A 24,569-nucleotide genomic window follows, 5' to 3' on the forward strand; every position below is an offset into this window, starting at 1 on the left:
AGGGCTCAGCCTGTGAAAAAAATTTGGGCATTTGCCAGTTATAATCTCTGGTTGCAGTTTGCTCCACCAGTGGGAAAAGAACACTTACACTGCGATATGAAGCGCGGTTTTGCCAAAGCACTTCAGCGAGAACCTCAAATAGCAGCACTGTTAGCGACTGACAGCCAACCTCAGAAAATTGGACTGCTGGCACAAAGAGGAGTTTATGAATTTCATCAAGCCCCTGAACTGTTATCCCGAAAAGATGGTGCACAGCAATTAGCAGAAATGCTGAAATTAAATCAACAGTCAGCCGTGGTTGAGGAGCGAGTAAAGCTCATCTTACAAAATTACCAGCAGCACCCTATTCTTTTTGGCAAGAACATCATTCAATTGAGTCGAGGTGATGAGGGATTTCCCCAAGCAATTATAATCAAGCAGGGGAATTATCTGTTTAACTTCTATGCAGCAATTGACTGCATTTTTGTTGAGTCTGATGGCAGGCTGCACATTTTGGACTTCAAAACAGGTAAATCTGATTTTGACAGACGACAGGCATACCTTTACCTGCTAGCAGCCAGTTATCTCTATCCGAGCCAATCAGCTATTGCCTCATTCTACAATTTGGAGACTGGCAAGCAGTCTGACCCAATTAGCGCAACTGCTGGTACACTCAAAGCTTTTCAGATCGAGTTAGCACTAATTGCTCAAAAGCATCAGAAACAGTTAAAGCTTTACAGAGATAATCCTGCTGATTTCAGTATGATTTTTCCAGCCAATCCAGGTTTTAGCTGTGGCTACTGTTCCTTTAATTCAATTTGTCAATTTTCTTCTGTATCAGAGGTTGCTGCATGACTACTGCTCCCGTTCAAATTTCTCGGCAATCAGCCCTATCTCCAACATATCTGAGTGAAATTTTCCAACTGAGTATTTCTCAAGAAAATTTAATCTGCTTTCGACTAAGCCCAGAAGTCGATCGCAAGATTGGCAATCGATTTAGCTGGCGTTTCAGTCAGAAATTTCCTGATGCGATCGTCATTTGGGAAGATAAATGTTTCTGGGTTTTAGCTAAACCCGATCAACCAATGCCGAACGAAGGTGAATGGCGAACAGCACTGAATGAAATTCTAAAAGAGCTGAAAAATGATATTGGTGATCTATCCTACTCAATTCAATGGGTAAATCAACCAGAGCCAACAGCTTGTATCTTGGCTCAACTAGCTGTGAGGGTATTACAAATCAGGCGAACTTTCTCACCTGCTGACACTGTTTGGTCTGATAATCGTGTTGCAGTCAAGCGTGAAGTTGACTTTTGGGCCGAAACTTTTGAACTGCAAGGAATTTTACACCCAGCACTGGTTTTAACGCCTCACAGTTACTTTACTTTTAATGGTACTCTCTCGGATTTCTATGAAAATCATCCTTACCGACACCAGCCTCAAGAGCTTTTGATCGGAATGAAAGTTCGAGTCATTGAAAATAATAGTTCTGCTACCATTGTTGATCTGGCAGGAAATATTGGCGAACGTAGAGAAGAATTGCTTGAAAAAGCGACTGGTTCAATTAGCAAAGAAAAACTCACAGAAGCACCTGAAAATCAACCAGTAGTAGCCATTAAGTTTGGCAAGGAAACCAAAGAATTTCACTATGCAATGGCTGCTCTTTATCCTTGTATTACTAAGGAGACCTCTGTTAAATTTGAGGTGGAATATGGAGATTTACTCAAACATACTAAAATTCCATACATAGAACGAAAGAATTGTTTAACCTCCTACAAACAAAAGGCGGGAGAACATCTAGCTGTTTATGGTTTTCAGTTAAGAGATAGTATCAATAGCCGTCAGCATCCCAACATATTCCGATCGCTGCCATTTAAGCTTGATGAAACAAAACTACTTTTCGGAAAAGACAAGTCCGGTCAAAATGTTATTGGTAAAAGAGGTGAAGTCTTAAAGGGACTGTCTAGAGGTGGTGTTTATCAAAAGCATCAGGACTATAAAGATCCATCGAGAGAAATTCGCATTTCAGTTTTAAAAATTGGTAACTTTAAAGTCAATTCTTTCTTCCTTGAACAAATCTATCAGCGGCTCAAACTATACCAATTTGAAAGCATCCCTTTGATAGATCGAAAGACCCAAAAGATTGATGAAGATAGAGTAAAGGTAGTTGTGACAGATGGCTTGAGCCCAGATGAGGCTAAAGCCCGAGTGGAACAAGCGATAGATGAGTTATTGCCAATTCCCCCGGATCTGGTTTTGACATTTCTACCCCAGAGCGATCGCCACGCTGACAATAGCGAGGATGGCAGCTTTTATGCTTATATATCTTCGCGGTTACTTCGCCGTGGAATTGCTAGCCAAGTCATTTACGAGGACACGCTGAAAGATACTAGCAATCACGGAAATATCCTCAATCAAGTCATTCCTGGAATTTTGGCAAAATTGGGAAACTTGCCTTTTATTCTAGCTGAACCTCTGGAGGTTGCGGATTATTTTATCGGCTTCGATATTTCCCGAACTCCGAAAAAGAAGGGAACTGGAAGCCTAAATGTCTGTGCAAGTGTCCGTCTCTACCGTAAACAAGGAGAGTTTATTCGCTATCGGCTAGAAGATGCTCTTACAGAAGGTGAAGAAATCGATAAAAGAACTCTAGAAAGGTTTCTCCCTGCTGCTGAACTCAGTCGCAAAACTGTACTAATTTACCGTGACGGTCACTTTTGCGGTAGTGAAATCAAGCATTTACGGGAACGATCGAAAGCCATTGGTTCCAATTTTATTCTAGTGGAGTGCATAAAGTCAGGAATTCCCCGACTTTACAACTTTGAGCAGTCTGTTTTGAAAGCACCAAAAAAAGGGTTATCACTTTGCTTGTCTTCCCATGAAGTGATTTTAGTGACAACTGAAGTGAAATCTGAGAAAATGGGTTTACCTTATCCCCTGCGTTTGAGGGTTATTCCTGATGAAGGACAGCAAGTATCACTTGATAGTGTAGTAGAAGCAACTCTTAAACTTACCTTACTACATCATGGAGCCCTTAAAGAGCCGCGCTTACCTGTACCGCTATATGGCTCCGATCGCATCGCTTATCGTCGTTTACAAGGGATTTCTCCGGGTGCATTGGATGGGGATAAACAATTTTGGCTGTAAGAGCGATCGCCTCTTCTCCAGAACAGCCTCAATCAAGGCTTTAGGATTTTTGTGCAACTCAAAAAAAAGAAATCCCCAAAGCCCGGGGATTTCTCATACTTAAGCCGATCGCTAAATCTATTTAGTCTCCGGCATCAAACATTTATCTGAATCGCAGCCCGCAGGCCCAGAATCCATCATTTCACCTAAGTCATAGCGACTCAAAGCCGCATGAAAAACATCAATTTCGCGGCGCGCCAAAGTCTCTTCCACCATCTTGGTGTAAGTTTCCTTGTTTATCGGTTCAAATGGCAAACGCGGGAAAGTTTCAAGAGCATCAAACCTAGCCAAAAGCGCTGCGGAAATGTAGCCTTCATCATCGCGAATCGCTTCGTAAATCCGAGTGCCCAAACTTTCAACTTCATTTTCGCGTAGTTCAATCGTGGCCGAAGTGTTATGTCTGACATAGAACTTTTGCACCTGCATATAAAAGTCCATTTGTGCCGCCGCTGAGAACTTGTTAATGTCAATTTCATCAGCACCGGGCAAGTCAGCCCAACTTACCGCAACAGGTATTTCTACCAGCCATTCTGTACAGCGTTCATCGAAGGGATTGTTCAGCAAATTGCCGTTTTCATCCTTGTCAGATTGAGACGGAATCACGTTGTATCCGTAGTCGATGCAGGCGAGGGCTACGGGGTCGTTTTTGCCGAAAGTGATTCGGCGAATAAAACGCTGGGCTTTCGGCGGATGCCACCCCGGCGAAGCACCTGTCAGCAGAGATTTAGTACCCGATGGTTGAACCGTTGTGCAGCGATTCGGGCGTTTTAAGGAATGGCGATCGCAATAATCCCATACTACCCGATCGACAATCTGGCGCCAACCACTCAAATACTCTTCTTCCCGCTGTTTAAAAGCGATTCCTTGCGGAGTTTGCGGGCGGCCTTCCACCCACCAGCGCAGCCACTCAACGCCAAAAGCATGAACAAAGAAATCGAACAATCCCGTGAAAGATACGCCGACAATCGGGTCTAGTTCGCGGCTGTATTGATAGCGGGGTTCAAGAAATTTGTGATTGAGAAGTACCGCGACAGATAGAGCCGCTGCCTTGAAAGCTTCCTCCTGTTCTTTGAAATTGTAAGGGTCAAGTTGATTGAGGTGAACCTCCGCCAAATTACAGTTTCCAGCTAGGGTATTGCCGAAAACTCCCTTATGAAACTCTGGTTCGTTGAAGCAGTAAGTATCGTGCAATCCTGGTAATTCTTCGACACTTCTGACCACTTGCCATTTACCTTTGTGTTTAGCATTGGTCCCTTTGCTCACATCTAACCGCTGACAAGGAATTTCACCACATTCAGTAATTTGCAAGTAGTACAAATCTCGACTTCGGACACCGTAATTAGTAATTGACCCTTGATGAGCGCAAAGATTTAGCGACGAACGAATACCACATTTGGTCAAAAGTAACTGAACTCTAAAAGCGCGATCGCGGTCAGAAATATAAATTCTGATACCATTACTGTGGGTATTCGAGCCGTCCGTATCGGCTAATCCAGCAATAAAATGTAAAATTGCTTGCCGATTCCAGCTCGCAATTACATTTAGTGCTTCTGGGTTAACTTTCAAACTTTTCAGCAACTCTCCAGAAAAGCTCAAGTTAGTTACATCGGTAAAAGCAGGTAAATAGTCATAGCTTCTTTCAGGAGACTTATTTCCTGCTACTGACAATGCCATTTTATGTTCGTAAAGTCGAACTTTCGCATTGTCATTTTTGTCTGTAGTTCCATCTCCTACAGCGACCCCCAAAGTGTAAGCATAACTTGAATCGATATTCAAGCCATCTTCATACTGAATTGTAAAAGGTTCAGTATGAATGCTATAGCGGCTTGTATCCATCAAGTCTTTGGTTTGAACTTCTCTGTAAACTTTACCAAAGCGATCCTTGACAAAAAAGCGATGATATTCTGTGGCATCCAGATAAGTACCATCACCAAACTTTACACGATAAAGTTTGCGTCGCCCGCCACAAGTATCACTCGCTGTCTTAAATGGTGTGACGCAGCTCCATCTTTTACCATTCCAAATCTCGATTTCAGTTCCAAGAACGTCCTTTATTTTATGCAGTCCGTCTCTAGTAATTAGCAGAGTGTCGCCACTGACACAATGAAAATTAGAGCCGATGATTTCACCACACGGGTTTAAGCCCACACGAACTAACCTATGCTCTAACTCGCCAGCAGTCATATTAGGATGGCGTTCCTGCAACCACTCTTTAGCTTTTCCTTCGTCATAAGCTTTCAAAAACTCAAGTTTAAGACTCGGTGTAGAAAGTAAATCAACGTTAGATCGAGCTACAGCTTCGCCGGCCCATTGAATCGCACCTTCGCCGCTGTAATACTGTTTACGGACAGCATCAATACATTCTTCTAGTGTAGGTTTGGTATGGAAAACTCGCGTATGGTTGGCCATCCGAAGGGCATCGCGTTCTGGATCTATTCTCCAGTTGCCGCTTTCATCTTGTTGCCACAAATTATTTTTAGCATTTGCCCCCAGTTCGTCATCAAAAGAAAACTGACGCATTCCGGCCGATCTTCTAATATTGCCGGCAACAATTGTCACCGCCGCTTCATCTATCAACACGCAGCATTCAACTGAATTTAACTGCCGCCCTAAAGCTTTATTCAAAATAGCGGCGCAGCGCTGATAAAGGTCGGGCAATTTCACCGGATTTGCTACTCCGCCAAAACCTTTTAAAGGTTCTCCCACCGGGCGAACATCGCTCAAATCGATGAATACTTGAACTTCTCCTGCAAATCTTTCATCTGTGGATAATTCCAGCAAAGTTTGATAGGATTGTACCCAACCTTGACGAGAATCTCCGACATAAATAGTTGCGGTTTTTTCGGCTATTTTTACTTCTGTTTCTTGACGGCGCGACTGGGCGGGTGTAGAGCCGATTTCGCCTTGCATGGTTAGGGTTAAACGGTTGCGAATCGGCGGCAGTTGGTTGATATATTGTGGTTCCAAGACTGCCCCAGTGCCGCAGCCCATCATTGCCAAATCCATCAACAAGCCAAAGGAACGCCAGTCGAGAATATTTGTTGAGGAGCAATTATATGCGCCGGAAAAATTCTCTGGTTGCTCGATCCATTTGCTGCCGCCTACCCACAGCCACCGGCCTGAAGCTAGGGTTTTGAGCTCGTTTTGCATCCGGTGCAGCAGTTGTGTTTCTTCGGGGGTGAGGTTTCCCAGCTTTTGCAGCCCCTTGACTGTTCGATCGCACACTTCGGCCCAAGTTTCCCTTCCTGTCTCGGTACGGCGGCTGTAAGTCCTAAAAAATACTGGATTGGCTGCGGGTGCTGTTTCGGGGAAATCGGACAGGTTGCGTTTCTCGTTGGCACTCGATCGCTCTAATTCTCGAACCATAGGTTGTGTACTGACGTGTGGGAATAAATCAACAGACTACGAATATACAACAGGATTCAGATTTAGGGTAAAAGGTTAATATATTTGACAATTTGCACTAGATATGGGGCACAGAACTGTACAAGCTTGATCGGGCGATCGGCTCAAAACTTGACAAAAAAACCCGATTTCTTCCTGAAACCGGGTTAAGCGCAAATCTTGTCAATTGTCAATTATTTGTCAATAAAAACTCAATATTGGGTAACAGCGGGTCTTGAACAACCCCCACGCCGTTAAAGCCCCAACGTTCGAGTAGCTTTTTTACCTGAGAACCGGAAATCGATTCTACTCCGAATCGATCGGCAACATCAGCAGCGTGGGCATTGAGATAGCTCAAAGCGTCATAGTCTTCGCGAAACATCAGCAGGTAACTCACTGCCGCATCTGGATTGGGATTCGCGGACAGATATTTGCCGTCACTGCGGGAACGTAGCAAGTAAAAAACTTGAGATAACATATTATCTTGGTTGGCAAAATAATATGTTACCTCAAATTGGGAATTGGGAATTGCCCAAACGACTTTAGACTGACAATTTCAGATTGTATAAAAGTTGATTTTTTTTCAACTTTCTACCTAAAAAGTACATAATTGATGCCTAAAATCGCTGGGAATCTAGCAGTTAAATCAAAGTCAGTGCTAAACCTTTAATCCCTCGCCCGTCACCAATTTGACCGACAATCGAAGCTTGACCGGTCGTCAAATTGATATTGTATAGACTGGAAACTCCGCCAACATCGATCGCCGCCAAAGCCGTCTCGTTACCGCCAACACTCCTGATATCAAAGCCGAGAACGGTACCAGCATCAATTCCCAAAGACCCGATAGTATTCAACACGCCATTATTCGGCGGATCTTGCCGCACCAAAATGTCTAAATTGGTGTCAATTGCAAACAGTGTCGTCGAAGCTGCCCCTGCAAAGTTATTCACATACGCAGCAGCAGCCGCCGCGCCGGGATTGCCAAAATTGCGATCGCCCGCAGCATAAGCCAAATTCCCGTCGAGTTGAACTCCCCCCGTCAGCGTGTCAACATCGACAATTGCCCCGGTATCCGGGTTGAGGCGGGCGTTTTGACCGGCTTGATTGACAAACCGAATTCGATCGACTGTCGGATTGAAATCAAAACCCGCAGCCCCCGGAGTTAGAGGAACAGCAAACTGTCCGCTACCGACTGCACTTGCAGCCCCAGTAACGGGATTGATCGCGTACAAGCGATTGCTAGAACCCACACCGTAAAGCAAACCGTTAGCGGGGCGAAAATCAATTCCCAGCAAACTTTCTCCCGGCTGCAACCCTGTAACTGCCACGTCGCTGAGAATCGCCCGCGGTGCCGCCTCGTTAAAACCGACAATTGTTTCGGCGCCATTTCTGACAGTTAAGGCGTAAGCTGTAGGCAAAGGCAAAGCCAAACCGTTAATCTGTCTCCCGTCGGCAATTTGACCGACAAAGGAAGCTTGACCGCTACTTAAATTGATATTGTACAAGCCGGAAATGCCACCCACTTCCAGCGCCGCCACTGCCACCTCGCGGCCGCCAATACTCCTGATATCAAAGCCGAGAACGCTAGTAGCATCAACTCCCAAAGATCCGATCGTATTCAACCCTCCATTATTCGGCGGATCTTGTCGCACCAAAACATCCAAATCGCTGTCAATTACAAACAGGGTTGTCGAAGTTCCCCCGGCAAAGTTATTCACATACGCAGCCCCAGCAGCCGCTGGATTTGACCCAACATTGCGATCGCCCGCAACATAAGCCAAATTCCCGTCGAGTTGAATTCCCCCCGCCAGCGTGTCAAAATCCACAAGTGCCCCGTTATCCGGGTTGAGGCGGGCGTTTTGATCGGCTTGATTGACAAACCGAATTCGATCGACTGTCGGATTGAAATCAAAACCCGCAGCCCCCGGAGTTAGGGGAACAGCAAACTGCCCGTTACCGACTGGACTTGCTTCGCCAGTCATCGGATTGACAGTATACAAGCGATTGCTAGAACCCACACCGTAAAGTCTGCCGTTAGCCGGCCGATAATCAATTCCCAGCAAACTTTCTCCCGCTGGCAATCCAGTCACGGGCAAATCTGAGAGCACACTTCCCGGATTGGAAAGACTAAAACCCACAATCCGATTAGCAGGAGTTAAAGCATAAGCCGTTGTCCGCGCTGGAGGCGGGGGGCTGGGAACAACGCTGCCAATATTATTAGTGAAACTTGCCTGGTTAATTGCACTTTGTCTCACCCCTCTGAGAGTAGCGAGAAATTCTCCAGTCACTCGGTCTTGAATAACAGTATCGTTTCCAGCTTCCAGAATATTCAAGTCGCTAAAACTGATACCTTCCCCCAAACCGATTAAATCTGTACCTGGTACAAAATCGGCGATCACGTCCGCATTTGCCAAACTAACACCGCCACTGGTTAGGAAAGGGTCAGCCTCAGCGTAGCGCCTCAAAACAAATAGGTCTGCCCCCTCTCCCCCTATCAGGACATCAGTATCTCGATCCCCGGACAAAACATCATTGCCGGAGTTTCCCGATATGGAATCGCTGCCTTTTCCGCCCACTAAAAAATCGTTACCTTCTCCGCCGTTAATAGTGTCGTTCTCTAAATCTCCAAAAATCGAATCTTGACCTAAATTGCCCTCAATTAAATCGCTTTGCTTTCCTCCAAAAATGCTGTCATTACCGGAATTTCCCGCAATGGTGTCATTGCCCATCAAACCAAAAACTAGGTCATCTTCTGGAGTTCCTGCTAGCAAATTTGCTTGTGCGGTGTCTCTAATTTCTGCCATGCTCTAATCACCCTCTAATTTTGATACTTCTGTGGCCTAACGGCGGCGGTATTCTCAGTCAAAATATCACAAATTCGCACTTTTAGGATAGTTTTTATTATTTTCGGCTTTAGGGGTGGGTTGCCATAAAACTATTACACGCCGCTAAAATGATATATAAACCGGCCCCCCGATTCAAATAAACCCACTCCTCAATACATATCACTTAGCCGTATTTTAGAGTTTGCTGTGTAGCCAAGCGCGATCGCACCTCAACTGAAAACAGGCAAGCTGAAATTTTTAGGGTGCGAACCTATGAAATTTTGTATTGCGTTCATTAGTAATATACGCTGACTCTATAATTTTGGATCTGTACAGTTAGAAATTATTTTTCAAATTTAATCTTAAAGCCTGCGAAGGTGGGCTTTGTGTGTAGCAGCGACCACCAGCGCTCAATATAAAGTAGAGTATAAATGCGGAATTGGCATAATAAGTTAGTCGAACAGTCGTCTGAAGACGACTTAAGCTTTCAGGCAGGGGTTTAAGCCCCTGCCTGAATCGGAGTTTCACGTTTGATCCCTACCCCTGCTTTTTCAAGCTTTCAGCAGTGCTTTAGAAGCTGATTGCCCTGCGAGTCTCAGTTGCGATCGCAATTTGAGATTCAACAACAGCAACACAGTCCACTGACTGAGTATCGAAATCAAAATCGTAGTTCCAGATCCTATGTCAGGCGAAAAAGACCAAAAAATCGGAAAGGTTGAAGATAGCCAGAAGACAGGATTTTTTTCTGGAGTGAGCAAGAGCATAGATAAAATCACAGGTGGTAACAAGATAGCACCGCTGATAGTACCTACGGCCCAAATTTCCTGATTGCGGGTTTTGAGAAATAGGAATAGTTGGGTGATGGTTGCGTAGATGAGGATCAGATTGATACCGAGAATGACATTCCAAAATATGCTTGTGTGAGACTTTTGAAACTCGCCCCGATGTATTAAAATTAGTCCGCTGAGTAAAATGAAGGATGAGCTGAGGAGATTAATCGCGATCGCAACTATAGCCGGACTTTTTTCGCTCCAAACCAAATCGAGTAGTGGGTAACGTCGCCACAACTTGTGACCGCTGGGAACAATTTGTTGCCGATACCTTGCCCAATCATACAAAGATTGTCTGTCAGATGTTAAAGATGCTATTACAATTAAGAACATCACCAAATTCAAGGTTAGCAAAGGAAAAGTTTTACCGTAGGCTAGGGGGTCAGATTGGAGTGCAAAGCCTAAGATAATGGGCTGACAGCAGATAACAGCAAAATAACTTTGTCGCTTGCTCAAAACTGTAGTAGTGGGATTGGGAAAACGGCGCTGCCATCCCTGCCACATCCAATAGGTTCCGATACTACAAATTGACAGAGACAAAATAATGCCACTTACAATATTTTTACCGATGGGCAAGTAAAACCATTGTAACTGGTGTATGTCTGCACCTAATGAATTGAATTCGTAGTTATCCATTCTTCCAACAATTAGATATCTTAGGATGCCAATGGCAGATACAAATGTTCCTAAATCCCCAGCAGTTACTGTCAACTTAATTGTAGAGATTACAAACACAAACAAAGCGATACCGCTAGCCAACCAAGGTTGAAATCCTCCCAACCAACTGGTTGTCAATCCAAATAGCATCGCAGTGCTGTAGAATAAACTACAACTGGCTGCGATCGCCATGTAGAAGCATAAAATTTCATTCAAAGGTATTTGAGCAGCTAATCCACTGTATAGATGTAGTGGTATCGCCAGAATTGCTGCTAGATACACTAAAATAGGGACACCGAGAATTTTGCCAATAAAAATGGTGTTGGCAGATTGGGGACTGAGGCGAATAAAGTTGAGCGTACCCCGGCGTTCCTCCTTGTCTAAGTCACTGACGAGCATATAAGTCCCTGCTACTAATAGGACTAACACGCTAAATATACTCAGCCAAATAAATATTTCTACCCACCACTTGGGCCAATCAATTACTATGTTACCCAAGGTATCTGTGAGACATTTTGTTCCTGGTTTTGTGTCAGTGGTCGTCTTTAAAACACAAAATCTGTTATAAATCGGTTCAGTACGATCGACATTACGAAGGGCAACGGGTAACTGGGCGCTGTAATACATGAACAGCAGCAGTTGAGGCCCGAAGGAGAAAGCAGATGCGATCGCCATATTGCCAATATTCAAGCGGCCTTTGATTTCTCGAAATAACTGGGGATTCCAGTTGCCGATTTTGTCCAGTAAGTTGAGTGTCATGGTTGATTAGTTATTGGTAATTGGTAATTCTCTCTCTTCTCTTCCTCTGTGTCCTCTGTGATCTCTGCGGTGAAATAATTCCGCTCCCACCGTAAAAAATCTAACTCAGTTATAACTCACTGTTGAATTATTTTCAATAACGGGAAAGATGCCCGTTCCACAAAGAATTAATTTGATTATGGAAACGACTAAATTAAGATGCTTGCTGGTGTCCCATCTTGAGGAAGATGGTTTCTAAGTCTTCTTGAGTGCAGTGGAATTCGGTTAGGGGAATCTTTGCCGTGACGAGTTCGCGCAATAAATTGGCGGCATCTTCCCGGCTTCCCGAAAAGTTAACGCACACCTGATTAGTTTCCTGGACTATTTCCCAATTTTCTATCCAAGGAAAGTTTTTTAACTCGGATATTAGCGCTGCTAAATTATTGCCTAAAACCGACATCAAAATTTGCTGGCGGCTGAGGCGTTTGTAAAGTTCTTGTAAAGGTGCGCTTTCGACCAGATATCCGAGTTCCATGATACCAACCCAGGTACAAAGTTCGGCTAAGTCGCTGAGGACGTGAGATGATATGACTACAGTCATGCCCACTTGTTGCAAAACTTTGATAATTTCGCGGAACTGCATTCGGGCGATCGGATCTAAGCCAGAAACGGGTTCGTCTAACAACAACAATAGCGGTTCGTGGATAATAGTTCTCCCCAAACTCAGGCGCTGTTTCATCCCCCGCGAAAGGGTGGAAATTAAGCTGTTGCGCTTGTTGGTTAGTTGCACAAGTTCTAAAACGGAATTGATTCGCTCTCGGCGGCGCGGTTGCTGGAGGTTGTAGAGTCGGGCAAAATAGTCTAAATAATCCCAAACAGTCAAGTCGTCGTAGAGGGGAAAGTCGTCGGGAAGGAAGCCGATGCGCTGTTTGAGAATCGGGTGCGATCGATCGCGCAATAACCTATCCCCGTTGATGTAAATTTCCCCTGTAGTCGGTTCCTCAGCCGCCGCCAGCATTCGCAGCAAAGTAGTTTTGCCGGCACCGTTGGGGCCGATCAGCCCGCATACTTCGCCTGCTGCTACTTGCAAATCGATGTCATTGACGGCTATATGGCGATCGAATTGTTTCGTCAGCCCGCGAGTTTCTATTGCTAGTTGTTTTGCCATGTTTGGAGGGTGAATGAAATTTTATCGGTGCATTTCTGGCAGGGAAATAGAAGTCTACAACTAGCCTAGCCCGTTCTTCAATGAATTGTCATCTCGTTTCTGAAATTAAAACAAAGACATTATCGATCGCTGAAATCCTTGCTAATATTAACTCTTCCTTCTTCCTTCTTCCCTCTTCCTTCTTCCTTCTGCTATATCAAGTCTGCACGGAAAATTCCTCTGGATCGATATCCCAATTTGCCCACCGAATTGCCTCCCTCGCTGATCTCAGGTTAGGTGGAACTCTCAAAGCGTGAATGAATCCCGTACTCGGACAAGTCATTTTTAACAAATAAATCGGCTCGACATCGGCGTTATCTATTTGTAAGAGTGCATATTCCTGCCAACTATCTATTTGTTTTGCTTGCAACTCTTGAATTATGCGATCGTAACCAATTCCTTGAATTAACACTCGCCGAACTTCGGCATTCTCTTCTGTTAAAAGCCATTGCGGTTGCCATTGATTTGGGTGGACTTTGCCGTATTCTTCAGGCAATCTGACGCCGTGATAATAGTAAAAATTCCATCCGTCCGCAAACTCGATCGCAGGTTCTGCTTCAGCGTGCAAGCGGTTTTGACTGTCAAAGCGCAGGTGGCGGGGGCGATCGCACACCACGCAAATCTTTTCAAAGGGAAATATCAAACCGCAATCCTCGAAAAGCAGCTTTTGGCAGCGAAATATTTCTTGTGCCTTTTGGGAAAGATTGACGCCTAATGAATATATATACCATTGAGTCAAATAGATTTCTTTAAACAAAGTCGTGGGGGTTAAATTATTGGTAATAACATTCCCGATCGTTTGTTCCGATTGCAGATAGCTTTCCACCCATTCGTACATTAGCGAAATCAGTGTGCTGTCTGCTTCGCACTCGAGCATCATGCTATCGAGATCATAGTTCCACAGGCCCGGACTTGCAAATTCTCCCACAGGGGACATCCATTTCCCGTCTAAATTTTTCCCCAATCTATTACCGTAGCGTTTGAGCCTGTTGAAGATTTCGAGAAAAGCGTCGCCGGGACTGCTGCAAGTAATAACTTTGGGTTCTTCTAGGCCAATAGCTGCATAGGCAACTTTGATAACTTCTGTGGCTTTTTGACCATCAATTGGTCTAGTCGAGAGAGTAAGACGTTTCTGTGCGAGGAGGCCTAACACGCACATAGCGGTAATTCGATTGTTGTCCAGATTCACTTCTGTCAGATTGGTGAGCTTACGCAAGGCGCTGATATCGGTAATTTGATTGTTGCCCAGATTCACTGCTGTCAGATTGGTGAGAGCTCGCAAGGCGCTGATATCGGTAATATGATTGTTGTCCAGATTCACTGCTGTCAGATTGGTGAGCGAGCCCAAGAAGCTGATGTCGGTCATTTTATTGTTGAAGAGATCCAGTGTGGTCAGATTGGTGAGCGAGCCGAGGATGCTGATATCGCTAATTTGATTGCTGCTCAGATTCAGTGTTGTCAGATTGGTGAGCGAGCTGAGGAAGCTGATGTCGCTAATTTGATTCCAGGTGAGCTCCAGTGTTGTTAGATTGGTGAGCGAGCCGAGGAAGCTGATGTCGGTAATTTTATTGCTGTAGAGATTCAGTTTTGTCAGATTGGTGAGCGAGCCGAGGATGCTGAAGTCGGTAATTCGATTGTGGCCGAGATAAAGTGTTGTCAGATTGGTGAGCGAGCCGAGGAAGCTGAAGTCGGTAATTCGATTGTTGTTGAGATGCAGTGTTGTCAGATTGGTGAGCGAGCCGAGGAAGCTGAAGTCGCTAATTCGATTGTTGTTGAGATGCAGTGTTGTCAGATTGGTGAGCGAGCCGAGGAAGCTGATGTCGGTAATTAGATTGTAGCTGAGATCCAGTGTTGTCAGATTGGTGAGCGAGCCGAGGAAGCTGATGTCGGTAATTTCATTTTCGCCCAGATCCAGTGTTGTCAGATTGGTGAGCCAGCCGACGAAGCTGATGTCGGTAATTCGATTTCTGTTGAGATCGAGTTCTGTCATGCTTGAAAGTATCTGCTCCGCTGCTTGTGCGTCATCAGTGCCAGCTTTTTTTAACAACACTTTAACTGTGTGCCTTGCCTCTTCTGAAAGACTGTCAATATGCCTGCACCAGTCGGCAAAGCGGCTAAAACTCATTACATCGTTTGGTTGTTTTTCTGACATAAAACACTCCGAGATTGGTCAGGGGGCATGGGGCATGGGAATATTTATCGCACTTTTATGGTAATTTATCGCGTAGTAATAGCCAAGTGTTGAGTTTTTCATCTAAAACATATTTATCATTATCAGAAAGCGCTGCAATAACTTTCAATCGATTTTTAAGTTTTCTTAACTCGCGAATTTCTGCAATAGGTAGCGTTTTCCAATTAGCTGCCTTTTTTTCGACATCTTCCTGCGACTCTTTGATGTTATCCCAAAACCATTTTAAAATTAAGTTAACATCGAGAACAGGATGATCGGAAATTACTTCCTGTTTTTCTATCATCGCAGCCCGCAACATCATTGAGGAAATCGTAAAAGACTCGCCACTACCTGGTTTTTGGCGCTCGGCATCATCGGCCTTGCGATCGTAAATTGCGATCGCGACTTCTGCCCATTTGCGATCGCACAAACCGGAACCATTTTGACCTTTTCGAGCCTTAGCCGAGGCAACATCGGCTAATAATAGCCAGTTAAACCCTTGTGGTTCGGTGGTTTGACCTGAAAATATGTTGTTCGCCCAAATCAGTACAGATTCGGCATTTTGTTCGAGAATGCGATCGAGGGATATTGTCGTAGGAGATTGAGTCATAATTTATCTACTCCACATATTCGATATCAGCATTATTTGTATCAACTCCTTGCTGCCTAAAGGCTGCAATTCCTAGTTCTAAGCTCTCTGAATTGGGTCTAAAATGCCCGCTGTGATTGCTGATTGTTAGCAAAATATACAAACCGTTGGTGCCGACAATCTCGGCTTCTCCCGCCGCCAAAACAGGCTGACCGCGAGTTATAACCGTATGGTAAATTTCATTGTTAACATCTAAAAATTTCGGAATTATAAGGAGTTCTAGGTTTGTTGTCACTGCCCCTTTGACAGTACCTTCATTAATTATATCGTCAAATCCTGCTTCTCCCACTTTAATGGGTCGGTCTGATACGTAACTCATCTGCCGATCGAATTTCATCATTTAGCGTCGCGGGGGACTGATTGGAAAAGCGAGGGCTAGGAACATTATTGGAAAATGGTTGTGTCACAACAGAATTTAACGAGAATCAAATTTATAGTCAAATATGATTCTATCACTTCAAATCTTCCAGCTTAATCCGAGGATCGACAGCTTTCAGCAGCAAATCTGCCAACAAATTCCCCACAATCAACATCGTCGCACCCATCATCAAACTTGCCATTACTAAATACAAATCTTGATTGTTCACCGCCTCCAAAGTCAGCTTTCCCAAACCAGGCCAATTAAAGAAAAATTCGGCAATAAACGCACCGCTCAACAAACTAGCAAACTCAAAACCCAATAGCGTAATCAACGGATTAACAGCATTCCGCAAAGCATGAATGTAAATTACTCGATCGTCCGGCAAACCTTTAGCCCGTGCTGTTCGGATATAATCTTGACGCAGCACGTCCAACAATTGTCCGCGCATCAATCTTTGCAAACCAGCAAAACCAGTAACGCTGAGGGCGACAGTTGGCAAAATTAAGTGCCAGCCGTAATCGAGGATTTGACCCCACCAAGGTAAGTCTGCATGGTCAATACTTGTCATTCCTCCGACGGGAAACAGAGGCGAAGTATTCTGTGCGAAAAATAGCAGCAGCAACGCTGTGATAAAGCTCGGAAATCCTTGTCCGGTGTAGCTGACTACTTGCAGAACTCGATCGACTGTGCGGTTTTGATTGACGGCGGCGACAATTCCCAAGGGAATGGCGATCGCCCAAGTTACAATCAAAGATGCGATCGCCATCAACAGCGTCGCCGGTACCCGTTCCCACAGCAGCGAAGCTACGGATCGCTGATACACAAAACTCGTGCCAAAATTCCCCCGCGTCACAATTTGTTGCAGCCACAGCCAATACTGCACAATCGCTGGTTTATCTAAGCCGAACTGCTGTTCGAGTTGCTTGAGTGTCTCCGGCGAAATCTTGGGATTTTGGCTCAATGTATCCAAGTAATTTCCCGGTGCTAGCTCAATAATTGCAAAACAAAGCATTGATGCCAAAAATAGGGTTAAAAGTGCCTGCAACAGTCGCTTGAAAACATAAGTAAATGTCTCGCCACCAAACAGAGAATTCAACCTTCGCCAATTTCGATTCAATTTAATAGAAGTCATAGGATTTTAGATTTTAGATTTTAGATTTTAGATTTGAAGAATTGTGAATGATATTAATTCCGGTTGCATCGGAATGATTTAACCACAGAGAACGCAGAGAACGCAGAGAAAGAGAAGAGAGAGATGAATAATTCCGATGCAAAGGTCAAGGATATTATTTGTCAGTAGTTTTTACTCAGCAGTCAACTGTCAACAGTCAACAGTCAACTGTCAACTGCCAACAGTTAACTAACTAATACTCCACTAGCGTGACGATCGGCACATCGGGCAATTTCTGCCTGCCGCCCAAGGCCTGCAATTCAATGATAAAAGCAAAACCGACAAGCTCGCAGCCAGCTTGCTCTAACAACTTAGCCGTCGCCGCCGCTGTTCCGCCAGTGGCGATTAAATCGTCCACAATCAGCACCCGGCTGCCGGATGTCATCGCATCTCGGTGCATCTCCAGTCGATCGACACCGTACTCCAACTCATACTCAGCAAAATGAACCGCACCTGGCAGTTTCCCCGGCTTGCGGACAGGAATAAAGCCTATTCCCATTTTATAAGCCAACGGCGCGCCAAAGATGAAGCCCCGCGATTCCATGCCCACTACGTAGTCAACAGACATTGCAGAGCATTTTTCGGCTAAGCTGTCAATGGTGTAGCTCAGCCCTTGCGGGTCGCGCAGTAAAGTTGTAATGTCTCGAAACAGAATTCCCGGCTTGGGGAAATCAGGAATGTCGCGAATCAGAGATTTGAGATCCATAAGCTTGCAGATCGGCGTTGAGGGTAACGAGGCATCAAAAATGTTACAATAATAACGTCAAAAATTAAAAATTAAAAAATAAAAATTAAAACTAAGAGCTTTTTTAATTTTTATTCTTTAATTGCTTAATCCTTTACGTACTATGTAAACAAATGTCATAATTCCCTAACAACAGGGTTGAATATCAACATTTGTCACCCTAAGATCTAAAGTCAAAAATCTAATATCTAAAATCCAATGATTAAGTTGGCAGCACGAGTGGGTGAGGTTCCTCCTTCTATAACCTTGGCGATCGCCGCTAAGGCTAAAGCCATGAAGGCCGAAGGGATTGATGTATGTAGTTTGAGTACGGGAGAACCCGACTTTGATACCCCCGAACACATTAAAGCAGCGGCAAAACAAGCTTTAGACGAGGGGAAGACTAAGTACGGCCCTGTAACTGGGGAACTGCAGTTAAAAGCTGCGATCGCCCGCAAACTCCGCGATGACAATAATCTCAACTATCAACCGGAAAATATCATTGTCACCAACGGCGGCAAGCATTCCCTCTACAATCTGATGATGGCTCTGATCGAGCCGGGAGATGAAGTAATTATTCCGGCTCCCTACTGGCTGAGCTATCCAGAAATGGTGAAACTCGCCAGCGGCAAGCCCGTAATTGTACGGACTGATGCTTCTACAGGATATAAAATTACACCGGAACAACTGAGTAAAGCGATTACTCCCAAAACCAAGTTATTTGTACTGAATTCGCCTTCTAACCCGACGGGAATGGTGTATACTCCGGCGGAAATCAAAGCATTGGCCGAGGTGATAGTCGATCGAGATATTTTAGTCGTTGCTGACGAGATTTACGAAAAAATTATATATGACGGCGCCCAACACGTCAGCATCGGTTCCCTGGGCAAAGAAATCTTCGATCGCACCCTGATCAGCAGCGGTTTTGCCAAAGCTTACTCGATGACAGGCTGGCGAATCGGTTATTTGGCCGGGCCGATTGAATTAATCAAAGCCACCAGCACCATTCAAGGTCACAGTACATCAAATGTGTGTACTTTTGCACAGTACGGCGCGATCGCAGCTTTGGAAAGCAGCCAAGAATCTGTCGAAACAATGCGTCAAGCTTTTGCCGAAAGGCGTCAGGTAATATTTGAATTACTCGATGCTGTCCCTGGAATTAGCTGCATCAAACCCGACGGTGCTTTCTATATGTTTGTCAACATTAGCAAGACTGGAATGAATTCTTTGGAATTTTGCGACGCTTTCTTAGAACAGCAGCAAGTAGCAGTTATTCCGGGGATTGCGTTTGGTGCAGACGACCATATTCGCTTGTCTTACGCCACCGATTTAGGCACAATTAAAAAAGCCGTAGAAAGGCTCGATAAATTTGTCCGCAGTATCTAAAAATTAGTCTGTTGACTGTTGACTGTTGACTGTTAACGGTTCACTGTTAACTGTTAACGGTTAACTGTTAACGGTTAACTGTTCACAACTGACAACCAACAACTGACTAATGACTAAAGCTGTTTAGTCATAATCTCTTTGAGCAAATCCAGCCCCTTCTTAACTCGCCGAGAAACAGTCACCGCACTGATACCCAAGCGTTCAGCCGTTTCTTTCTGGGTCAAATCGTAGAGAAAAACAAACTCCAATATCTCGCGAGTCCGTTGTTCCAACATAGCCAAAGCTTGCTGTACGCGAATTTGATCCTCTTGCGCCAACTGAAAACTCCGATACTTGCTATCGGGCACCAATTCTCCCAGACAAGTCGCCCCCTCATCTTCATCTTGCATCGGCGCGTCCAAACTCAGAGGCGATCTGTTGAGATGGGCCAACTTAATTTCTTGCCATTCTTGTACAGAAACCTCAAGGGCTGCTGCTACTTCAGCATCCGTAGGTTTGCGGTTTAACTGCACCTGCAAATCCTTAATCGCGGCTACAGATTTGCGTTCCAGGGACTGCCAGTGGCGGGGAAATCGCACAGAAGGGCTTTTGTCCCGCAAGTAGTGTTGAATTTCGCCCCGTATGTAGGGAATTGCAAAGGAACTAAAAGCGTGTCCCTTGGCGATATCAAACCGCTCGATCGCCCTGATCAACCCAATACATCCGACTTGCAGCAAATCGTCGTAGCTTTCACCGCACTGGTTGAGCCAGTGGTAAACTTCTTTTCTGACCAGTCCAATATTCAGTTTAACTAACTGATTGCGGATTTCATTCGATCCAGAAAGTTGGTACTCGCGCAACAATTGCAAATTTTCGCTTTTTAGCTCGTTCGGCACTGTGGTAGACATGGTGACATAAGGGTTGGTAGAGCAGAGGACTGAGGTTGCTTTAGATCTAGCTTCTAATCTAGTCTAAAAAAATTCACTTTTAGGTAGTGTAATCCTAGCACTTAATAGGTGTGATAGCGGACACACCAGTTGAGTTTTCGGAACGTGAACGGATTGAGCGGGATTATCCGACGGTTTTCGGCAGAAGGCAGACTTTTACCAGCTAGAAGGCTTTCGACCCAATCCCGAATTTAACCAGGATTTTTGAAAATTATATTATAAGCTGAAAGCGCTGTGAATACAAAACTTTAATTAATAAAAAATCCCAACTTAATAGCTTGCGAATGACCACAATTCAATCATAAATTTAGTCATTAGTCAACAGTCCTAAGTTATGTTGCTCAAGACTGTTGGCTAATGAAGGGCGAGCAGAAGCTTTACGGCCAGAAACTGCTCAAGTTCGATCGATCCAGAAAGCCAATTTTACGATACAGAAGGCTCAATGCGAGCGTAAAACAAACCCCGAATTTTCACGTCCAGAGCCGGTCTAGCTCCCAAATCAGTATCAGAAGGCTGCGTGCTCTCAAAAATCCCGCCAACTTCGCCCGTGGCGCTGTTGACTTTAGCAACTTGGAGAGAAATTTTGCCTGCCTTGGTGCGAGTGTCAGCCAGCTTAACATTAGACCGTTGTAGTTTGGCATTGTCAGTAGCCGGAAGCGCTACAGCATTGTCATAGCCAGTCGATACCCCACGACCTTTAGGGTCTAAAAAGCCTGCGCTGCGGTAAGAAGGAACGTTAAACTCCCCTTTCAAATCGGTGGAAGTATTGATAGCAACCACTCCGGGAGCGGAACTGGCTACCAGTTCTTTAATAGTGAACAAGAAAGGTACTTGCTCTCCGCCCGGTAATTGAATCGTAATAGCTTGAAAATCCAAGCCGTCTTCTTCTGTGAAAGTCAGAGTTCCGTCAGTACCGACCTTGAGCGTACCTTGAACTTGGTCAATGCTCGACGTGAACCGGGTCAGCAATTTACCAGGCACAAATTCCGCTTCTTGGCGTTTGTTTGCTGGTTCTTCCTTCACAAAATAAGTTGTGGGCTGCAAACACAAACCAGTGAGTTTATAGGTGGCGCCCGCTTCGATGGGGATCGCTCCCCGAGAAGTTTCTGCCAAGCTAGGGCAGTTATTAGCCAAGCCAGTACCTCTAATCTCGTCGTAGGTGAGCAACTCGGTAGTCGCCACCGTCGTGTCAGGAGCAGAAGAACAAGCAACCAGCGCACTCATGCAAAAAGCTAAAAGTGCAACAATTAAAGCACGATATTTCATTCCAAACCTCAATATCCAACATCGGATTATATTAAGAAAAAGCCCTACTTCGAGCAAAATATAATTGCCCGCCGGCAGGCTAGGCCAGCGCTTAGGGTAGCATTTAGATCCTGATCCCTCGCTTCACCGAGACCGGCATTGACTTAAAAAATCAAGCTAGTGCGTCGTGAAAATAAGCATGAACTTATGATTTCTCAATCATGTTCGGATCGCAGCCCAATACACATGGTACGACGGGTTGTGCTCTTTTCCTGACTTGGACTGCAAATTAATATTGCTTAAGTCAACCTACTTAAGTTACTTTGCTTATGACCCCGAATGGCGATCGCGACTAGCTCGATTAGTCGGTTGACCAAAAGGCTGGGGACAAAGGCCTTGTAGATTTCAAAGGAAGCAGCAGTATGGACAACGGCAAAGATTTAGAGTCAGAAAAGTTGCAGTCTCAAATGCAATCGCTGACAGAGGCGATTCGGACTTTAGCCGAAAGTTGTCAGGGAGACAGTCTGCTGCTTTTGGCCCTGCTGCGGAGGCTGGAAGCTTCGCACCGGGAAATTCGGGACGGTTTGTTTCAAGCGTCTTTTCCCGACAACCGCCAAGCACTTTACAAACTGCTCAGGAATATTGAAGCCAATGGCGGCTGGCCTTACATCCACCGCATGAAACTTCGATCGCTCTTGGGGTACAGCCAACAATTATCTCCCCTAGAAGATTCTCCAGCCGAGTCGCCAGAAGACTCGGCCGAAACTCCCCAAGACGTTAAATAGTTATGAGTGATGAGTTTAGTGAGTTTTACATTAACTCAAACTCATCACTGAGCGGCGCGATCGCACCTAAAACCCGTAAGGTGTAGGAGGTAAGGGTATCGGGTTCGGCACCGTCGGGAATATAGGCGTCTGGCTCGGCATTGGCAATAGTCCGGGAGTCGGTGCCGGGGGGATCGAACTAATTGATAGCAGAGGCGAATCAGGCACGCTAACAGTAGGCGGAATCGGAATCCTCGAAGCAGTCGGCGTGGGAGTCGGAGCCGGAGTCGGACTCGGAGTTGGAGTCGGAGGCGGAGTTGGAGTTGGAGGCGGAGTTGGAGTTGGAGGAGGAGTTGGAGTCGGAGGCGGAGTTGGAGTCGGAGGCGGAGTTGGAGTCGGACTCGGAGTTGGAGTCGGAGGCGGAGTTGGAGTCGGAGGCGGAGTTGGAGTCGGAGACTCCGCCTCCGTTGCAGCCTCCGTTGCAGCCTCCGCTATATCTGTAGTTGTGGTTGTAACTGTGGTTGTAACTGTAGTCCTAGTTGGCCTGGGAGTAACCGTCCCAGTCACAGCGATAAAATCATTCGCCTCTATCAGCGCCGCCGGAGTGTCGATCAAAATTGCTAAAAGCTTGCCGTCGAGCGTCGTAATTACTGTATCCCTGACATTGGCACCGTTACCTTGCCGAACTTGCAGTTGAGCGAAAGATAAATTGCTCGGCAGTCCAAAGAAATCCTCTGTGTCATTGTAATCAGTAATTAAAGCCAGACTGCCAGGCCCGGCTCCCAATCCAAAGACATCGCTGCCGCTGCCGCCAGTCAGAGTATCCGAACCCTCGCCTCCGATTAAAGAATCATTACCCTCTGCCCCAAATAAATTGTCATTGCCGAAACTGCCCAAAATGGTATCGTCGCCGATACCTCCTGCCAAAGAGTCATCGCCAAAACCGCCGTCGATACCATCATTAGCTTTGCCACCAAACAGGAAGTCATTACCTTCATCTCCCAGTACCGAGTCGTCGCCTTCATCGCCGCGAAGGGTATCGGAACCGGTGCCGCCAAAAGCTGTATCGTCAGCCTTGCCGCCGAATATCTGGTCATTACCAGCGTCTCCGAAAAGCGAATCGTTGTCGGCATTGCCGTACAAAGTGTCGTCGCCCTCGTCGGCGGTAAAGTAATCGTTGCCGCCACCGCCCAACATTTGATCCCTGCCGCTACCGCCGTTGAGAGAATCGTTCCCCGCATTCCCGTAGAGAAAGTCGTCATCAGCATTCCCGAACACGGAATCGTCGCCGTCAGCCCCTGTGAGGGTGTCGTTGCCAGTACCGCCGGCAATCACATCCGAGCCTGCGTTGCCACTAACTAAGTCGTCCCCGGCGTCTCCCACCACGCTGTCTATCCCGTCGTTGCCTTCGAGGATGTCGTTGCCCAAACCGCCGCGAATCGAGTCGTCGCCGTTCCCGCCTAGAGCAGAATCGCGGCCTTGGTTGCCAATAAGTTCGTCATTTCCTTCACCGCCAATCAGCGAATCTGATCCGTCACCTCCAAGAAGCTGGTCGTTGCCGCCGTCGCCCTCTAGCGTGTCATCTCCTCCCGCACCCAGGGGCGTGTCATCGCCATCTAAGCCGCGAATTCGATCGCCCAGCGGAGTTCCTAGAATAAAGTCGTTGCTGTCTGTGCCGATCAGGTTTGCCATAGGGGATACACCGCTCCTCAATAAAATAAATAGTTTGAAATTATGTTAATCGCCTTCGTGACAAGGGATTGCTGCTTGCCTACGTTAGCATAGTTGAGATTTTGGGGATCGGGTCTTGGGCGCGGGAAGTTTTGCCCGTGTCCAGAGTTGCGATCGGGGCAGGTATAATTCCCGATCGGCAATCTAATTTAGTTATTATGGATTTTTTCAAATATAAATTAGTCGATCGCACTCAAGGAAGTCAATCGATTTTAGATTTTAGATTTTAGATTAAAGAATTGAAGCATTGACCCCACGGATAAAGTCGGGGGGCAAGTTTCATCGGATACAGGTTTTTTATTTCTTCACGGATGAATCCGGGGGCTTGTATCCTGGATGCTTTCGGTCAAACTCGACAAACAAAATGAGCAAGAATGAAAAATGAATAACCTTTTTCCTTCTTGCCACTCCTAAAGTTTTTACTTCTGATACAGTTTGAAAAAAGAATGCAACTGTAGGCCAGCTCCAAATCATGAGCTCATCTGTCATTCCCAATTCTTCAATCTAAAATCTAAAATCTAAAATCTAAAATGGTAGGACGGATGTCTTCTAATTTTCTTCGCTAAGGATCGCGAATTAAATAACTTACAATTTTAATTGTTATTGTGGGATGGGCGTCCCGCCCGTCCTTTTTGGA

General features: G+C 45.5%; 18 protein-coding genes and 2 pseudogenes. 5 read left to right on the forward strand and 15 right to left on the reverse strand.

The window, feature by feature from the left end; all coding sequences use genetic code 11:
• Window positions 1–12 precede the first annotated feature (12 nt).
• Both QUB24_RS18030 and QUB24_RS18035 read left to right on the forward strand, forming a co-directional pair.
• The gene (locus QUB24_RS18030) at window positions 13–834 is read left to right on the forward strand and encodes a PD-(D/E)XK nuclease family protein (RefSeq protein WP_333154554.1); all 822 of its coding nucleotides are present in this window, start codon (window positions 13–15) and stop codon (window positions 832–834) included.
• On the forward strand, window positions 831–3,125 hold the full coding sequence (locus tag QUB24_RS18035; RefSeq protein ID WP_333154555.1) for a Piwi domain-containing protein: 2,295 nt from the start codon (window positions 831–833) through the stop codon (window positions 3,123–3,125). Before QUB24_RS18030 ends, QUB24_RS18035 begins: the two co-directional genes overlap by 4 nt.
• A 117-nt stretch (window positions 3,126–3,242) precedes the next feature.
• Here the strand turns inward: QUB24_RS18035 and nrdJ are convergent, their stop codons facing one another.
• From nrdJ to QUB24_RS18085, 11 genes and pseudogenes are all read right to left on the reverse strand, one after another.
• Window positions 3,243–6,530 carry a ribonucleoside-triphosphate reductase, adenosylcobalamin-dependent gene (gene nrdJ / locus QUB24_RS18040; protein WP_333154556.1) on the reverse strand — a complete coding sequence of 1,096 codons (3,288 nt, stop codon included), beginning with the start codon at window positions 6,528–6,530 and terminating at the stop codon, window positions 3,243–3,245.
• 208 nt (window positions 6,531–6,738) lie between these two features.
• On the reverse strand, window positions 6,739–7,026 hold the full coding sequence (locus tag QUB24_RS18045) for a hypothetical protein (protein ID WP_333053679.1): 288 nt from the start codon (window positions 7,024–7,026) through the stop codon (window positions 6,739–6,741).
• 163 nt (window positions 7,027–7,189) lie between these two features.
• Window positions 7,190–9,352 (reverse strand): DUF4394 domain-containing protein, encoded by a 2,163-nt coding sequence (locus tag QUB24_RS18050; protein ID WP_333154557.1) that lies wholly within the window; start codon window positions 9,350–9,352, stop codon window positions 7,190–7,192.
• Between the two features lie 572 nt (window positions 9,353–9,924).
• Entirely contained in the window at window positions 9,925–11,619 is a 1,695-nt protein-coding gene (locus QUB24_RS18055; RefSeq protein WP_333154558.1) for a hypothetical protein, read from the reverse strand.
• 193 nt (window positions 11,620–11,812) lie between these two features.
• Complete coding sequence (locus QUB24_RS18060) at window positions 11,813–12,766, reverse strand: ABC transporter ATP-binding protein (RefSeq protein WP_333154559.1); 954 nt, start codon at window positions 12,764–12,766, stop codon at window positions 11,813–11,815.
• 196 nt (window positions 12,767–12,962) lie between these two features.
• A pseudogene (locus QUB24_RS33645) lies at window positions 12,963–13,472 on the reverse strand (DUF6745 domain-containing protein); the annotation flags it as partial.
• Window positions 13,473–13,976: 504 nt separating this feature from the next.
• Window positions 13,977–14,957, reverse strand: a pseudogene (locus tag QUB24_RS33650) (leucine-rich repeat domain-containing protein); the annotation flags it as partial.
• A gap of 55 nt (window positions 14,958–15,012) precedes the next feature.
• On the reverse strand, window positions 15,013–15,585 hold the full coding sequence (locus QUB24_RS18070; RefSeq protein ID WP_333154561.1) for a hypothetical protein: 573 nt from the start codon (window positions 15,583–15,585) through the stop codon (window positions 15,013–15,015).
• Window positions 15,586–15,592: 7 nt separating this feature from the next.
• Entirely contained in the window at window positions 15,593–15,964 is a 372-nt protein-coding gene (locus QUB24_RS18075) for a hypothetical protein (protein ID WP_333154562.1), read from the reverse strand.
• Window positions 15,965–16,076: 112 nt separating this feature from the next.
• Window positions 16,077–17,117 (reverse strand): ABC transporter permease, encoded by a 1,041-nt coding sequence (locus QUB24_RS18080; protein WP_333154563.1) that lies wholly within the window; start codon window positions 17,115–17,117, stop codon window positions 16,077–16,079.
• A gap of 232 nt (window positions 17,118–17,349) precedes the next feature.
• A complete protein-coding gene (locus QUB24_RS18085) occupies window positions 17,350–17,862 on the reverse strand; it encodes an adenine phosphoribosyltransferase (RefSeq protein WP_333040475.1) in 513 nt (170 codons plus the stop codon).
• A 237-nt stretch (window positions 17,863–18,099) separates the two neighbouring features.
• Between QUB24_RS18085 and QUB24_RS18090 the strand changes: the two genes are divergently transcribed.
• Window positions 18,100–19,266, forward strand: a complete 1,167-nt coding sequence (locus QUB24_RS18090) for a pyridoxal phosphate-dependent aminotransferase (protein ID WP_333154564.1) — start codon at window positions 18,100–18,102, stop codon at window positions 19,264–19,266.
• A 113-nt stretch (window positions 19,267–19,379) separates the two neighbouring features.
• Here the strand turns inward: QUB24_RS18090 and QUB24_RS18095 are convergent, their stop codons facing one another.
• Together QUB24_RS18095 and QUB24_RS18100 are read right to left on the reverse strand one after the other, a co-directional pair.
• Complete coding sequence (locus QUB24_RS18095) at window positions 19,380–20,153, reverse strand: RNA polymerase sigma factor SigF (protein WP_333154565.1); 774 nt, start codon at window positions 20,151–20,153, stop codon at window positions 19,380–19,382.
• Between the two features lie 462 nt (window positions 20,154–20,615).
• Window positions 20,616–21,458: a photosystem II manganese-stabilizing polypeptide gene (locus tag QUB24_RS18100; RefSeq protein ID WP_333154566.1), complete on the reverse strand. Its 843-nt coding sequence runs from the start codon at window positions 21,456–21,458 to the stop codon at window positions 20,616–20,618.
• Window positions 21,459–21,859: 401 nt separating this feature from the next.
• Here QUB24_RS18100 and QUB24_RS18105 point away from each other — a divergent pair, with 401 nt between their 5' ends.
• The gene (locus QUB24_RS18105) at window positions 21,860–22,222 is read left to right on the forward strand and encodes a hypothetical protein (protein WP_015175500.1); all 363 of its coding nucleotides are present in this window, start codon (window positions 21,860–21,862) and stop codon (window positions 22,220–22,222) included.
• Window positions 22,223–22,288: 66 nt separating this feature from the next.
• Here QUB24_RS18105 and QUB24_RS18110 read toward each other — a convergent pair whose 3' ends face one another.
• The gene (locus tag QUB24_RS18110) at window positions 22,289–23,893 is read right to left on the reverse strand and encodes a calcium-binding protein (RefSeq protein ID WP_333154567.1); all 1,605 of its coding nucleotides are present in this window, start codon (window positions 23,891–23,893) and stop codon (window positions 22,289–22,291) included.
• Window positions 23,894–23,961: 68 nt separating this feature from the next.
• Between QUB24_RS18110 and QUB24_RS18115 the strand changes: the two genes are divergently transcribed.
• A complete protein-coding gene (locus QUB24_RS18115; protein WP_333154568.1) occupies window positions 23,962–24,162 on the forward strand; it encodes a hypothetical protein in 201 nt (66 codons plus the stop codon).
• Window positions 24,163–24,229: 67 nt separating this feature from the next.
• On the opposite strand, the gene QUB24_RS18120 is transcribed toward QUB24_RS18115, so the two are convergent.
• Window positions 24,230–24,421, reverse strand: coding sequence for a hypothetical protein (locus QUB24_RS18120; RefSeq protein WP_333154569.1), 192 nt, complete (start codon window positions 24,419–24,421; stop codon window positions 24,230–24,232).
• Window positions 24,422–24,569 lie beyond the last annotated feature (148 nt).

Origin of the sequence: Microcoleus sp. B9-D4, assembly GCF_036705105.1 — a bacterium.
Taxonomy (GTDB): Bacteria; Cyanobacteriota; Cyanobacteriia; order Cyanobacteriales; family Microcoleaceae; genus Microcoleus.